The organism is Nostoc sp. T09, from assembly GCF_002154695.1.
GTDB lineage: Bacteria > Cyanobacteriota > Cyanobacteriia > Cyanobacteriales > Nostocaceae > Aulosira.
Genome location: NZ_MTAV01000158.1, coordinates 22,237 through 37,143, shown reverse-complemented (window position 1 = coordinate 37,143; position 14,907 = coordinate 22,237). Strand labels below are relative to the sequence as shown.

Sequence of the window (14,907 nt, the reverse complement as noted above, 5' to 3'; positions counted from 1 at the left end):
AAATAAAATTAGCGAATTAGCGATCGCGTTACATAAGCCCAGGTTTAGTTTTTATGCCCAGGCAAATCAACAAGGATAGACATTACAATTGCACTGAAGCCAGCTAAACTCAAACCAAAGTTTGTGGCATGAGCGTATTCCCACTAGTTCCTTAACTATTGCCAATCGGTTGGGACTGAACCTGCATTGGCCTGTTCGATCGCGACATTGACAGGCTCAATCCGTAGAAAATAGATCAGGGGAAAAGCGATCAAAAGACACACTGTAGCTGCCAATGTCCACCAAAAAGCAGAGCGGTGTTTTCGCACCAGAACCGTGAGTGCGATCGCCCACAGGACTGCACCCACGGTAATCAACGCACCTGGCCCTGGCGCACCAAAATAACGGTAGAGGCTATTCTGAATCGTCACGTACAGCGCCCCATCGTACTGCATTTTGGCAGGCAGTTCTAAAGTATGGGCGAACTCCAATCCCATAAATAGCGCCACGAGGATGAGTGTTAGCAACCGCCAAATTTTTAGAAACATCATGACCTCTTAAAGCCAATACAAGCAATGCTAGTGAAGCGAGCAAACCCAACGGGGAACGGAACAAACTGAAGCTGAGTCAGCCCTGCTTCGTGTATAAGTGTTGACAGTTCTTCCTGGTTGAAACATCGATTTCCCCGATGCCACTGAATTAACCAACCCATTAGTCCAGACGGAGTGACAACAGTTACAGATGAGCAAGCTGGCGATCGCTAACTCCAAAACAACGACAAGAATTAATTGAGCAGTATATTTGATCGCATCGTAGTATGATGGCGCTAATGCCGGATTTCTTACCCCGCTAGTAACTACGAACTCACCAACATTAATGCGATAGACCAATGGCAACTTGATATAAAGATTGAATATTGTGTCCATCATTGGGATACTCAACCACAGCAAAATTGCAAGCTACTTGAAAGCGATCGCCTGAAGGATCTGTGAATATTTGCTGGCGAAGGGTAGTTAAAATGTTACCAAGGCGGTCTTTGACTTCTGTTTTTGTTAAACCAGGAACGCCTACTACAAATTCTCCATTACCCCAATAACCTAGAACTTCACCACTGCAAAATGCTGATTGCAATAGACGACTCCATCGTTGCAATACTTGGTTACCAGTTTCATGACCGTACTTGCTATTAATTTGGCGTAAATCAGTCACACTCAATATCACCAAGCAAAACGAGTGTTGATGTTTCTGTGCTTGAACGAGCAACTGCTGCAAGTCGTAGCTAGACTTTAACTGATTTGCTAGTCCGGTTAGAGGGTCTTTGGTAGAGAGAGACTGGAGCAAGCGTCTGCGTTCTAGGCGATGGGTAATTCGTGCCAAAAGTTCTGCCCCTACGACAGGTTTAACTACATAGTCATCTCCCCCAACAGCAAACACCTGCTGCACGGTTTCTATGTCGCGGTGTGCGGTGAGAAACACAATCGGTAATTCCTGCCATTGGGGATCGGTGCGAACTGCTTGGCACAGTTCTATTCCACTTATCTGAGGCATCTCTACGTCCAAAATCAACAAATCTGGCGTGGTAGATTGCAGTACCTCCCAGAAACGCAGTGGCTCATCCAATCCTGTAATCCGCATACCCCAAGGTTCTAACATGGGGCGCAATGCGGCTAAAACCACAGGATCGTCATCGACTACTAATATATTTACTCGCAGAGAATGGGTACGCTGTAATAGTAGAGATGAACTATCCCAAATCTGAGCAGCTGTTACAGGCTTGGCCAAAAAGCCCCGTGCCCCATACTGAGCCAAAGTCACGCGTTCTACTAGTTCATCAGCAGCAGCTAGTACAAGAACGGGTATAGAAGGAGTACGGGTTGCTAAATCTGATAGAAGTGCCAAACTTTCTTGCCGACATCCCACTTCGCCTACATTTAGCACTACTAAATCGGGTGATGTAGTTTGCAGTAATTTTTTTGCATCCTCTAACTTTGTAATTTGCTGCCAGCTGATTCCTAAATTCTGAACGAGTTGTTGTAACTGAAAACCCAGTTGGGGATTGGGGTCAATTAATAGCAATCGCGTACTAATTTCTTCTGCAATCAAAGTGCTAGTTGGATTGACCTTTTGCCCCATCAAGTTGATTAAGTTACCCAATTCTTGAATTTGCGATCGCAACTGACTTTTTTGGGCTGGAGACAAGTCTCCATCTTTGCTGAGAATCTGTTCAATTTCCCGCGCTATCTGAGTACCAGTTTCTTGCTCAAACATTCCCAAGACACCAGCTAGCTTGTGTGCCTCTTTTTCTGCGGATTGACGTAACTCCTGAGTTAAATTGCTAGAGAGTGCAGCTGCGGCTTGTTGCAGTACCGCTATCCGTTGCAGCATCAGCCCTTCATATTGACTCCACAACCCACTCATTGCCTGGTTGAACTGCTGTTCAATACTAGAATTGGGAATTGGGAATTTTTCTTTTTCTCCCCTACTCCCCTTGTGCTTTTCTTCTTTCACAAAAGGCTTTAATCGATATCCCAAACCATAAACGTTTTCAATCCAATCTACTGCTCCGGCTGCTTTCAACTTTTGTCGTAAACCTTTAATGTGCGATTTTACACTTTCTTCTTGAGGTGGATCGTCAAAAGTCCAGAGATGCTCGATAATATTCCCCCGGCTGAAAACCCGTGAAGGATTGCGGATAAAAAGCTCTAGGAGGCTGTATTCTTTGGGTGTTAAATCTAATAATTGGCTGTTAAATGTTACTTGACAACTACTTGGATCGAGCCGCAATCCCCCAATTTCTAATACTAAGGAAAGTGGAGTATCAACCCGACGTAACAGCGCCCTTACCCTGGCTTGCAGTTCTCCTAAATCTAAAGGTTTAATGAGATAGTCATCTGCGCCAGCATCAAGTCCGCGAATGCGATCGCTAGTTGCATCTTTTGCTGTCATTAACAGGATCGGAGTAGAATTGCCACTGGAGCGTAAGCGGTGACATAAACTAATACCGTCCAGTTTAGGCAATCCCACATCTATTAATATCAAATCGTAGTTATAACTTTGAGTATATTCCCAACCAGCATATCCATCTTGGGCGATATCAACCACATAGTGTTGTTGAGTCAGAGAATTCAATAAGATATTTACTAAAACCTCATCATCTTCGATCAGCAAGATTTTCATTCAACTATTCTTCAAATAACTTGAGTTAGTATCTTTTCTTTCGATGCACCTATGAGTTGTATCGTCAATAATAATATCTATTGGTTATTTTGTACTTTAAAGCTTTGGCGATCGCTTGTAGTTTTATGTATAGCGGTGCGTTACACTGCATTAAATCCCCAACTTAAAGAAGTCGGGGTTCTAGGTAGCAAATTTTGCTGAAGTAAGTAAAATTTAAAAACTAACTCTCATACCATATCCGCTAAATTAGTTGCGATATGTCCACCGCGAGTGGAGCGTTCCCGTAGGGAAGCAATCTCAAGTGTTCAACCGGACATGATATCATGCCATTCGTGCTGCTACACTGCGATCGCCAGACAACAGAGAACGTAAATTATTATGTCTGCGTTTGCGTCCCCTTCTCATCTCTTGTTTAATTTCATCAATGTAAGGGCAAAAATCTACCTGCATTGTATGTCGCTTGGAATTGACATACTGTTTTTGCATCAGTATTTGTGCTTTTTCTATATGCCGTAACATCGCTTCTTTACTAGGTAAACTGATGTTTCCGGCTATGACTTCAGCGATCCACTTAGATTGCCACTCAGCTAAAGGCATAATTGCACCTATGGGTTGCAAAAGACCAATAAAGTAAAGATTTGGATGTTCTGGGTGTGCAACTCGCTTGTACAGGGGAAATTCATTGTCTTGGGGATTAATGAAGTCCTTTTCAAAAAACGGAAAAGCAATTTTATAACCCGTACCGTAAATAATGATATCTATTGGCAGTTCTGTACCATCTTCAAATATTACGCGATCGCCTGCAAGTTCTTTGATGTTTGGTTTAATTTTTACTCTACCGTAACCAACAAAATTCAGTAATTCTGAGGAGATGGTTGGATGTTCGCCCAAGAACTTATGGGTAGGATTGGGGAAACCATAGGCAGTTTGAGAGCCGCGAGCTAGATACAAAAGGATTTGACCATATAATCGCCGTAAAGGTAATGGCAACGCAAAAAACAAAGGTGTGAGATAACTATCAAGAGTTCTGCCTAAAATGTACTTTGGTAAAACATAAGCACTGCGACGAGTGGAGAGATAAGTTTGATTCGCCACCCGTGAAGTCTCACAGGCGATATCACAGGCTGAGTTACCAACACCAACAACTAAGATATTTTTGTCATCCATCCCTTCTGGAGTTTTATAGTCATGGGTGTGCATTGTTTTCCCCGTGAATTCTCCAGGAAATTTAGGCAAATTTGGGCACCAGTGATGACCATTGGCAACGATTACTGCGCCATAGCGCTGGGTTCGTTCCCCGTTGGCATTTTTGATAGTGACATCGTAAGTACCATCGCCAACTGGCGAGACACGGAAAACTTCTGTGTTGAAAGTAATTTTGTCTCGAAATCCAAAATGGTCAACATAAGACTCGAAATATTTGAGAACCTGGCTATGATTGGCATACTGCGGGTAGTCCTCCGGCATGGGAAAATCAGAATAGGACATCTGTCCCTTAGATGAATTGATATGCAAGGATTTATAAGCTGAAGACATCCCGTTATCATTCATGTAGCGCCAGTTACCACCAATCCCAGAACCTTTTTCAAAGCAGTCAAAGGCTATTCCGCGCTCATGCAAAATTTTAGCAGCAGCAATTCCAGATGAACCAGCACCAATAATACAAACACGATCGATAGTCATAATATTAAATCCTCAAAATTTTTTATTAAACTTTTCTCTCTCTGCGTTCTCCCGAAGTTTGCTCAACGCGGGGAACCCGCGCACGCAACTTCTCTCTGCGTACTCTGCGGTTCGTAAAAAATACGACCTATGAAAGCGATTTGAGATAAATAGTTATTGCTTAGGAATATATAGCTTTTTTTCTATTATCCAACTTGTCAAAAGATTTTGGTAAGCAGGCGATCGCTCGGCAAAAAACATATGACCCATACCCTGCAATACAATTAGTTCAGCGTCAGGAATTTGGCTAGCAATGAATTTTGCTTGTGTAAGAGGGATAATTGGATCGCGATCGCCACTCAAAATCAGCGTAGGGACTTGAATTTTGGATAGCAGATGGCTAATATCCATATTTGCAAACCAATCAAATAAGTCAACAAGATTGTTGAGATTGTGTTTGATGACATCTGGATACACTGCGTCAACTGTTGTTTGTAGAGTAGGTGCATTCCAATAAGCTTGGCGATCGCCTGCGTTCATACTACACCCTAACTTGTAGAAGGCTTGATTGAGCATGAACGCTTTGCAGAGGATTTTACAAAGTAACTTACCCATTGCACCGCTTTGCGATAGTCTTTGCAACCATCCCAATAAACCTTGCCATTGTCCTTGAGAAAAACCAGAAATGCAGAAAATACCTTTGATTTGGTTGGGAAAATGAGCCGCGAGGTTTAAAGCAGCAAACCCACCTGTTGAGTAGCCAACTAAAGCAACTGGTTGCTTACCTACCAACTTCTGAATTGCACTCATGAGGATGTCGGCTAGCATATCTGCTGTTAATAACTCAGGTTGATAGAAGTCTGGATAATGACCAGGTAAACTGAGGGAATACCAAGGTAGATTTTCTCTAACTATAGGTGGTAAATTGGGTGTCCAAAAGTTAGCAGACAGCGTTATTCCATGCAGAAAAATAATTGGTATTCCTAGTTGATTTTGATTTGCGCCTAATGCTATTAATCGATGTTCGCCAACTTCAATGTACTGTGGCATGGGAGGTAAGTAATTCTTTTTCTGGCTTTATGTTACCTACACGTTGCCAAATTAAGCTACCAACAATTTCAATGCCGTTGACGAGCATAGGAGGTGTACTTAAATTCAGTATATCGCCATTTAATTTAACAAAGCGGACTTGATTTACACCTACCCAGTTCGGGAAAAAACTCACTTCCACATGATGAATAACTTGATTGTCTTGAATTTCATAAGTTCCACAATAAGAAATGTAACTGTCAGCAGCAGCCACTTTTTCTTCAACAGTGCCGGCAGCAATATCTCCTGCTTGAAATTGAGGACGATTCGCTCTCATCATGGCTACTGAAACGTAACCATTTTCTGTATAAATAATGTAGCCACTGGGGTTGTCTCCTAAAGGATAAAAAACTTGCCCATTTGCAGTTCTAGTTTCACAGCTAAGAAGTTTCCAAGTACCTACCAGATTATTTTGCATTTTGTTGAACATTTTATTAATAAGGCAGAAGGCAGGAGGCAGAAGGGAATACCCATCAATAATCGTTTGTAATTACAAAAGACCAATGACCAATGACAAATGACAATCTAGATGTTTTAATCAATGCGACGAAAAGTTAACCGTAAAAGTAGTAAATCTCCAGTTAAAAACCCAAGAAGTGCCAGATATAGATAACGTTCGTAGCGCTCAAAAACAGTTTTGCCAACCAAATTGATAACTTCTGTACGCTTGCTTCTTAAGTTAGTTAACCATGCTTGGAGAGTGCGGACATAATCTAGGCGATCGTTGCGAACTGTAATTACTTCAAAAATACCTTCTGCGGCGGCGGTAATTTCTGTGAGTCGCGGGGAATCAGATTCGGGAAATATTTCTTGATTGGCAAACTGAGCGCCTAAAGTTTTTTGTACCTCTTCTGGTTTTCTTTTACCATAGGCAATAGTTTGAATAGACATCGAACCGCCTGGATTTAACCATTCATGACAGCGATTAAAGAAGGTACGATAAACATCAATTTTTTCATTGCTGGATAATTCTGGCTTGACAAAATGTTCAAAAGCACCAATAGAAATAATTGCATCAAAAGGCTGTGTTGGTGAATAGTTTAACCAGCTTTCTAGATTAACCTCAATTTGAGGATGGTTGTTAGCAGAAATCCAATCTTTTTGAGCTTCACTTAATGTCAGTCCTACAGCTTGCTCAACTCCATGCACATCTACTAAACGTTTGAGTACTGTTCCCCAACCACAACCTATATCTAAAACACGCTTAGCATTTTTTGCTTTGGCTTGATTGATATGAAAATCAACTTTTCTAATTTGAGCTAATTCTAGCGCTTCTTCTGGTTCGCCTTCTTCCCAGATAGCGCAAGAATAAGTCATAGTACTATCTAGCCAAAGTTGATAAAAATCATTACCGACATCGTAATGGTGTTGTATTGCTTGATGCGAAGCGCCAGGTGTCAAAGTTTTTGCAGTAGTCATGATGTTTGTTGCTATTTATAATTAATTGATATTTGTAGACAAACTAGAGAGCAATTTGGAGTTTTGTTATGCCAGATGCTAAACGTTGTGACAAAACTTCAATGCTAGGCAAGTCATATAATAAAGTAGGTGATAAATCCTCTCCGATTAAACTTTCTAAATGAGAAATCAAACTGACTGATGACAATGAATCTAAACCGTATTCATTAAAACGAGCTTTAACATTAACTTGATGTGGCTCAACTTCTAAAAGTTCGGCAATGAAAGCAACTATCGATTCTTGAATCATCTCTGCATTCAGAGTATTTTTTTGAGAGTTTAAGGAATTATTGGTGATAGTGCTGGTAATTTCCATCTTGAAAACCTTATTGAATATCAGTAGGATTGCTTTGATAATTTAGAGATTAAAGATAAATCGGGGAGAACTAGGGGAGAAAAATACTAAGTATAGCTGAAAAAATTTTATCTTCAGGGTTGAAAGGGTTAGAATACTGTACCGTTAAATTGCTGAATTTAAGATGAGTTCAATGCATCAACTTGAGTTTCATCCATGCTTATCTGAAGAATGCCTCCAGCTTCAACAAGTGATTGACAACGAGGCAACGTATGCTGATGACACTTTGGAGCTTGGTACAGCATTCTTAATCATGAGAGACATAAGAACAAATACGAGTTCGCACGAAGTATTAGATCCATTTGCCCTTGCTAGATTGTTTTTTGATAGCCTCAGTGAACCTTATAGCCGTTATTTATCTGGGAATTATTTAACCCAACCTTGGAATAGATTAAGCTTTCAAGAGGCTGAGGGGATAATAGTGAAATTACTAACTCAAGGTGCTATGGGAGAACCTCCTATCTTCGATAACATTCAGCAAGCGCTCAAATTTACGCAAAGATTATTCCAATGCATTGGAGAACCCTCTCATTTCTTAGCAAATGTGAAGTGGCGCACAAACTTTCCATATTCAGAAGCAACAAGTTTTTCTGTATTCAAAGTCGGCAATTGCTGGGATGAAGGAGTGATATTGATTTCATCAACGCGAGTTGGGGCACTATGGTTTCTCGGTTATGATTAGGCATCCAATAAAGTGAGCTATTTATCTGCGATCGCGCAAGCGCTGACTTGTCAGTTCACACGCTTTTTGATTGAATCATTTCAGGTGTAGGTTGATTCACATCCCACGCTAAACCCAGACTTTGCAAGCTCGCAATTACCCAATAGCCAATATCAATTTGCCACCATTTCAGCCCAAACTTGGCTGAGTTTTGAAAAGCGTGATGATTGTTGTGCCAAGATTCGCCAAAAGTAGGCACAGCCAACCAAAGATTATTTGTACTTTTTTCTTTAGTATCAAAAGCACGAGTACCGCAGAGATGACAAATAGAGTTAATGCACCAAGTCGCTTGCTGTCCTAAATATAAGCGAATAACTCCACCCCACAAAAAACCATGCCAAGCACCACTCCAAGTTCCTGTGAGACTTAACGCTACAACCGCAGGGAAAACCAGCCCCAAAATTACCCAGACAAAATACAGTTGGTTAAGCTTGCAAATTGTTTTGTCACGCAGCAGTTCCGGTGCATAGTAAAGTGGGTTGGGGTAATCGTAGCCAATCTTCCACCACAAATGAGCGTGCCAAAATCCATAAAGCTGATTTCTCCAACCTGTACCATGTAAATGAGGAGAATGGGTATCCCCAATCTCATCACTATAGCGATGATGGTGTCTGTGGTTAGCAACCCAAGAAAGAACAGGGCCTTCTGCACCCGTGGAACCAAGAATTACTAGCAGAATGCGGATAACTGGGTGTGCTTGAAAAGCGCGGTGGGTAAAGTAGCGGTGATAGCCAACGGTAATTCCTACAGATGTGAGAAACCACATCCCCAGAAAAACAGCGATATCAACTACACTGATGGGCTTGCCCCATAAACAGGCGATCGCTACAATAAACCCAACAAAAGGTAGAACATCACACAATAAAAAATGGCGCTTTTGCAACAACCTAATGTAGCTGTTGCTCATCGTTTTCTTTTTTAATAGCTCAGTAGCACGACTAATTGATGCGGATTCAACGCTAGCACTAGTTTCCATATTCCAAACTTTAATAACTGATGCGATTATGCAGATAAAAGATGGTTCACGCTTTGACTCTGCTCTAAACTTGGCAAAATCTCTAATTTCTGAGCTAAAAACTGCTCTCGGCAAGCATAGCGCTGGATTTTACCACTAGAAGTTTTGGGAAGAGTCGCTGTTTTAATCAACGCTACAGTATGAATCTGTAACTCATGCTGCTGTAAAACAGCTTGCCGAATTTTCCCCACCACTTCTGCAACGTTAAGGTGGCGCAGGTATTGTCGCTCAACTTCTTGCACAATTACCAATCGCGCTCCATCTTGGCGTTCAATGGTAAAAGCTGCACCACCGCCAAGTCTCAGGGATGGGTGAGCTTGAGCAACTGTTAATTCGATATCGTGGGGGTAATAGTTGCGTCCCCGAATAATGATTAAATCTTTGAGACGGCCTGTAACGAATAGTTCACCTTGATGTAAAAAGCCTAAATCTCCTGTCCTTAAAAATGGCCCTTGTTGGCTATCTGTTAAGTATGCTTGGAAATATTCCTTCGTTGCTTGCGGATTATTCCAGTATCCTTGAGCGACACTAGCACCTGACACCCAAATTTCCCCTACTTCATTGGGTGAACATTGAGTTAAAGTTTCTGGATTAACAATGACAACTTGCAGATTTGATAAAGTTTGACCACAACTAACAAGATTTTGGCTATCAAGATGATTGTTGCTAGGAATAACTTGATGCTGCTTTAAGGCGTTTTCCTCTACCTTTTCCACAATTGGTAAAGCATTTTTATCTCCCCCAGCAATTATCAAGGTAGTTTCTGCCATCCCGTAGCAGGGATAAAATGCTTCACGACGGAAACCACAAGGTGCAAATAGAGTAGCAAACTGCTCCATTGTTTCTGCGCGCACAGGTTCCGCACCATTAAAAGCCACTTCCCAACTACTCAAATCGAGAGTGGCGCGTTGTTCTGGGGTAATTTTACGCACACATAAATCATAAGCAAAGTTGGGGCCGCCACTGGTAGTTGCTTGATAACGCGAAATTGCTTGTAACCAGTAAAAAGGCTTTTGTAAGAATATCATCGGCGGCATCAGAAACACGGGAAAACCACCGTAAAGTGGTTGTAAAACTCCGCCAATCAAGCCCATGTCATGGTAAGCAGGTAGCCAAATTACACCCCGGCTATTGGGAGAATGCTGAAATGATTGATAAATTAAAGAGGAATTGTGCAGTAAATTAGCGTGGCTAATCATTACACCTTTTGGTGTCGAGGTGGAGCCGGAAGTGTATTGTAAGAAAGCGAGGGTATCACTACTGACTTTGACTCTTTGCCAATCACAGTTGCAATCTAGATTATCGGTAGCTTGCCATTGTAGCGATCGCAAATCGGCAAACTCCTGTAACTGTGGCTGGACATGGGCTAAAACTGCTTGAGTGGTAAGTGCAATCTTAGCTTGGGCATTAGCCGCGATCGCTTGTAGTCGTGAAATAGATTGATTGGGACGGGGGGGATAAGCCGGAACCGCAACTGCGCCTGCATACAAACAGCCAAAAAAAGCAGCAGCAAAATCTAATCCAGGCGGATAAAGTAATAAAACTCTTTCTTGATAAGCTTTTTGGCTTTGCAAATATGCTGCGATCGCCTGCGCTTTTTGATGTAATTCCCTATAAGTCAAGCTGCTATCTTCGGTAATCCCATCTGCAAGGAAAGTATAAGCTGTTTGCTGCGGCTGATGGGTTGCTCTATACTCCAAGAGATCCACCAAAGTAGTGATGCTAGAATCTATTGGTATATGTATCATTTAACGCCTACTAATTCAGACTTAGCAGTAATTTCCTCGCCTTGCCACTTGATAGCAGCTTCAATTTCCGAACCTAAGTAGGGACGAATATTCAACTGGGCACGAATTTCGTCTAATGGTTTTTCCCATAATGTATTCCAAGGAACTCCAAACAAAGGTTGTGCTTGTTGTCCCATAATCCAGCCTCGCACAAAAGCTTCCATATGCTGGCTGCACAAATCCATATCTTCAATCGCAGTTTTGAGGAAATTTTTCGCTAGTAAAATCACCCAAAAACGAGCAGGATAAAACTGAGTCAAAGAAAATGTCTCTACTTGAATTTCTCCAGCTTTGTCTGTATTACTACCAGTAACCACGTGCCAGATATCATGAGTTTCCATCACATAATTGAACAAATATCTATAGGTATCTGGCGTATGCTCACGCACTGGAGGCGGAGTTAAGCCGTTTCTGATCATGTGATCGGCGTAAATATAGCCCAAGGTGTTGGTAGGTAATTGATGGAGTTGCTGTAAATCTATCTTACCGATAGGCTGTTTCGCAGCAAGAGCAAGTCTTCCCCTTTCCGTGCGCGAGAGAAACTGCACAATTTGATTGAGACTCTTGGGATCAATTGCTGCATCTGATAAATTGCCACCAGCACCAAAAGAACCGTAAGGTAGTTGGACAATGCGCATGAAGCGATAGGCGAATATCAGTTTTTTTAGCTCTTTTTTGAGATTTTGTAAAATTTGCATTTGATTTATCTCCCAGCGATGCTTGTGTTTTTTAAATTACAGAGCGATCGGGGAGAACTAGGGGAGAAATGAGAATAAGATGAGAGAGATTGTCAGGCTATATACTGCCCACTACTATTTCACAATAAAAATCCGAATAAAAATAAAAAAACCACAGTTTAACACAGATAAATATCGGTGTTCATCGGTGTTTATCTGTGGTTCGATATTCAAAAAATCGATTTATGCAAGACGATTAATCTCTATCAGATAAGCTCTTGATGGGCGATGCTGCCAACCTAAGATTTAACTATCTATTTCACTGTAAGCCCAGCCTAATACTTCACTAATTTGCCCTGCCAGTTTTAAAGGGCGGAAAGGCTTGGCAAAGATAGCAGCTACATCTAACCCAGTAAAGCAGTCTTGCTCTGACTCTTGGACTTTGGCAGTGAGTAAAATTACTGGAATTTGCTGAGTAGCAGGATTAGCCTTTAATTTTTGCAGAGTGGCACGCCCATCCATATCAGGCATCATCATATCTAGCAGGATGACATCAACTTGTGAGTTGGCAGCTACATTCAACGCTTCCCCTCCAGAACAAGCCGTCAACACATTCCAACCAGCACCCAATTCTAAACCCAATTTGGCGATCGCCTGCACATCTTCTTCATCATCAACAATCAAGATATTTCTGCTCATGGTGTCATTCTTGCATGATATGTAATGCTGACTAGCTTGATTACCTGGAGCTATTCTAAAACGCAATCGGGGAGAACTGGGGAAGATTGAAGCAGTGAGTAGTTGCTAATTAGAGACAGCTAAAGGTAAAAGTACATAAAACGTACTACCTTCCCCCAAAATGCTCTGAACCCAGATTTTGCCGCTATGTTGCTGCACAATATTTCGACAAATCGCCAGTCCTAAACCTGTTCCGCCTTTGCTGCGAGAGTCGGATGCATCTACCTGCTGAAAGCGCTCAAAGATAATTTGTAATTTATCTTCAGGAATTCCTCGCCCTTGATCTCGGATAGTAATCAACAGGTAGCTGGGTGTATCTTTTTGAGACTCAACACCTTGATTTTCTGAGAGTGTCGCACCGATCCAAACAGTATCCCCTGGTTCCGAAAACTTAATCGCGTTGCTGAGTAAGTTAGTCAAGGTTTGCAAAAGGCGATCGGAATCTGCCCAAAGTTCAACTACTAAAGGATTAACAATTAGTTTGACTTGGAGTTTATCTGCCATAGCTTGCATTGCTTCTGTTGCTGTAATCAGCAGTTCAGCAGCGTTGCACTTGCCCATACGCATGAAGATTTTGCCCGATTTCATCCGTTCTAAATCGAGAATATCGTTCACCAACCGAATTAAACGTTCAGTGTTATTGCTAGCAATGCTCAGAACTTTTTGTCCCTGTGCGGTGAGAGTTCCCAGTTGTCCTGAACTTAATAAATCTAATGCTCCCATTGTGGAAGTTAAAGGTGTACGCAACTCATGACTGACTAAAGAGATAAACTCGTTTTCTAGACGTTTGCGTTCAGTGATGTCATTGGCAATTAATAAAGCGCACGGGACTCCCGCTAGGTCAATTAATTCGATGGACAGTAGGATAGTCTTGAGTTCGGCAGATTTGGTAGAAAATTCAAATTCCAGATTGTACAGTGAACCACTATCAGGTAAACGTTGAATTGTTTGGGCGATCGCTGTTGTATTTTTGCCTAAATCAAGTTCCCCAACGGTATGTCCAATTACCTCATCTAAACAATAGCCACTCATTTTTAAGAAACTCGGATTAACATCCAGGAACCGCGCTTCCGAAATTGTGGCGATCGCGATCGGGTTAGGACTAGAACGAAAAACTTTGGCAAACTTCTCCTCAGCTTTGGCACGGTTGCGAATTTCTTGCTGTAACTGCTGATTTTGCGCTTGGAGTTGCTTTTGTAGTTGACAAATAGTCAAGTGATTTTCGATTCTGGCTAAAACCTCTTCTAGTTGAAACGGCTTAGTAATATAGTCCACCCCGCCAACTGCAAACGCCTTCACCTTATCCAGCACATCACCTAAAGCACTGATAAAAATTACTGGAATGTCACTAGTGCGATCGCTTGTCTTTAATTGTTGACAAACTTCATAACCGTTCATCTCCGGCATATTCACATCCAGCAAAATCAAGTCGGGAGGAACTGCATTTGCTCCCCGTAACCCTGTCGAACCTTTAGTCACGCTGCGAACTTTATATCCTTGTTCGGTCAGCATTGCAGATAAAAGATTCAGATTTTCCGGTGTATCATCAATTACCAATATGTCTGCTTTCGGAGAGTTGAATAACTGTTTGGGCATCGCAATATTAGCTTGAGCCAGAATAGGCTACGTAATTGTGAATAAAAATTTTAACGTTAATTTCTTAGCTTAATAATCCTTTATAAAAACTTCTTCATAGCTTTATTGTCTCCCCTAGTTCTCCCCGATTGTTTCCTAATCTATAAAATATCGAACTGAGGTTATTCTATGATTCACCATATTTCTTTTGCTGTTAACAACCCTTACCACGTGGCTCAAGTTTTGGCGGAAATTTTAAAAGCAGAAGCTGTTCCCTTTCCTCCTCACCCAGGTAGCTATATGGTTATACCTTTTGATGAACATGGTACAGCTATTGAACTTTATCCTTTAGGTACTCAATTAGAACCTGGCGAAGGCGATGGACAATGCGCATTTGTACAAAATGCTATTTCTCCTAAGTTCGTAGATATTCATGCAGCTATTTCTGTACCTGCTAGTCAAGAAGAAATCGAAAAAATTGCTGTTCGTGAAGGTTGGCGCACTTTACGTTGTACCCGCGAAACTTTTTTTGATGTTATTGAGTTCTGGGTAGAAAACAGACTTATGATCGAACTACTAACACCAGAAATGGCAACTCAATACGTGAAATTTACAACTCATCCAGAAACTCGAAAAATATTTACGGTAGAACCTACTTTAGTAACAGCGTAAGT

Annotated in this window: 15 protein-coding genes; 2 read left to right on the top strand and 13 right to left on the bottom strand. The window is 41.6% G+C overall.

Features of this window, described 5'->3' with window-relative positions:
* Positions 1-155: 155 nt before the first annotated feature.
* The 8 genes from BV372_RS27680 to BV372_RS27650 form a co-directional block, all read right to left on the bottom strand.
* Positions 156-530: a DUF1772 domain-containing protein gene (locus BV372_RS27680; protein ID WP_256973485.1), complete on the bottom strand. Its 375-nt coding sequence runs from the start codon at positions 528-530 to the stop codon at positions 156-158.
* Positions 531-557: 27 nt separating this feature from the next.
* The gene (locus tag BV372_RS35510) at positions 558-908 is read right to left on the bottom strand and encodes a hypothetical protein (protein WP_218776781.1); all 351 of its coding nucleotides are present in this window, start codon (positions 906-908) and stop codon (positions 558-560) included.
* A complete protein-coding gene (locus tag BV372_RS27675) occupies positions 853-3,156 on the bottom strand; it encodes a response regulator (protein ID WP_086689695.1) in 2,304 nt (767 codons plus the stop codon). The genes BV372_RS35510 and BV372_RS27675 overlap by 56 nt, the downstream gene beginning before the upstream one ends.
* 321 nt (positions 3,157-3,477) lie before the next feature.
* Positions 3,478-4,839 carry an NAD(P)-binding domain-containing protein gene (locus BV372_RS27670; protein WP_086689694.1) on the bottom strand — a complete coding sequence of 454 codons (1,362 nt, stop codon included), beginning with the start codon at positions 4,837-4,839 and terminating at the stop codon, positions 3,478-3,480.
* A gap of 153 nt (positions 4,840-4,992) precedes the next feature.
* Entirely contained in the window at positions 4,993-5,868 is an 876-nt protein-coding gene (locus BV372_RS27665; protein ID WP_086689693.1) for an alpha/beta fold hydrolase, read from the bottom strand.
* Positions 5,852-6,325 carry a lipocalin-like domain-containing protein gene (locus BV372_RS27660; protein WP_218776780.1) on the bottom strand — a complete coding sequence of 158 codons (474 nt, stop codon included), beginning with the start codon at positions 6,323-6,325 and terminating at the stop codon, positions 5,852-5,854. The genes BV372_RS27665 and BV372_RS27660 overlap by 17 nt, the downstream gene beginning before the upstream one ends.
* 116 nt (positions 6,326-6,441) lie before the next feature.
* Positions 6,442-7,326, bottom strand: coding sequence for a class I SAM-dependent methyltransferase (locus tag BV372_RS27655; protein WP_086689691.1), 885 nt, complete (start codon positions 7,324-7,326; stop codon positions 6,442-6,444).
* A 43-nt stretch (positions 7,327-7,369) separates the two neighbouring features.
* Entirely contained in the window at positions 7,370-7,681 is a 312-nt protein-coding gene (locus BV372_RS27650) for an acyl carrier protein (RefSeq protein ID WP_086689690.1), read from the bottom strand.
* Positions 7,682-7,853: 172 nt separating this feature from the next.
* Between BV372_RS27650 and BV372_RS27645 the strand changes: the two genes are divergently transcribed.
* Positions 7,854-8,402: a hypothetical protein gene (locus tag BV372_RS27645; RefSeq protein WP_143845326.1), complete on the top strand. Its 549-nt coding sequence runs from the start codon at positions 7,854-7,856 to the stop codon at positions 8,400-8,402.
* 55 nt (positions 8,403-8,457) lie between these two features.
* Here BV372_RS27645 and BV372_RS27640 read toward each other — a convergent pair whose 3' ends face one another.
* From BV372_RS27640 to BV372_RS27620, 5 genes are all read right to left on the bottom strand, one after another.
* On the bottom strand, positions 8,458-9,417 hold the full coding sequence (locus BV372_RS27640) for an acyl-CoA desaturase (protein ID WP_086689688.1): 960 nt from the start codon (positions 9,415-9,417) through the stop codon (positions 8,458-8,460).
* A gap of 26 nt (positions 9,418-9,443) precedes the next feature.
* Complete coding sequence (locus tag BV372_RS27635) at positions 9,444-11,204, bottom strand: fatty acyl-AMP ligase (RefSeq protein WP_086689687.1); 1,761 nt, start codon at positions 11,202-11,204, stop codon at positions 9,444-9,446.
* Complete coding sequence (locus BV372_RS27630) at positions 11,201-11,941, bottom strand: Coq4 family protein (protein WP_086689686.1); 741 nt, start codon at positions 11,939-11,941, stop codon at positions 11,201-11,203. Before BV372_RS27630 ends, BV372_RS27635 begins: the two co-directional genes overlap by 4 nt.
* Before the next feature lie 285 nt (positions 11,942-12,226).
* Entirely contained in the window at positions 12,227-12,619 is a 393-nt protein-coding gene (locus BV372_RS27625; RefSeq protein ID WP_086689685.1) for a response regulator, read from the bottom strand.
* A gap of 105 nt (positions 12,620-12,724) precedes the next feature.
* Complete coding sequence (locus BV372_RS27620) at positions 12,725-14,254, bottom strand: ATP-binding protein (RefSeq protein WP_086689684.1); 1,530 nt, start codon at positions 14,252-14,254, stop codon at positions 12,725-12,727.
* A 168-nt stretch (positions 14,255-14,422) separates the two neighbouring features.
* Here BV372_RS27620 and BV372_RS27615 point away from each other — a divergent pair, with 168 nt between their 5' ends.
* Positions 14,423-14,905: a hypothetical protein gene (locus BV372_RS27615; RefSeq protein WP_086689683.1), complete on the top strand. Its 483-nt coding sequence runs from the start codon at positions 14,423-14,425 to the stop codon at positions 14,903-14,905.
* Positions 14,906-14,907 lie beyond the last annotated feature (2 nt).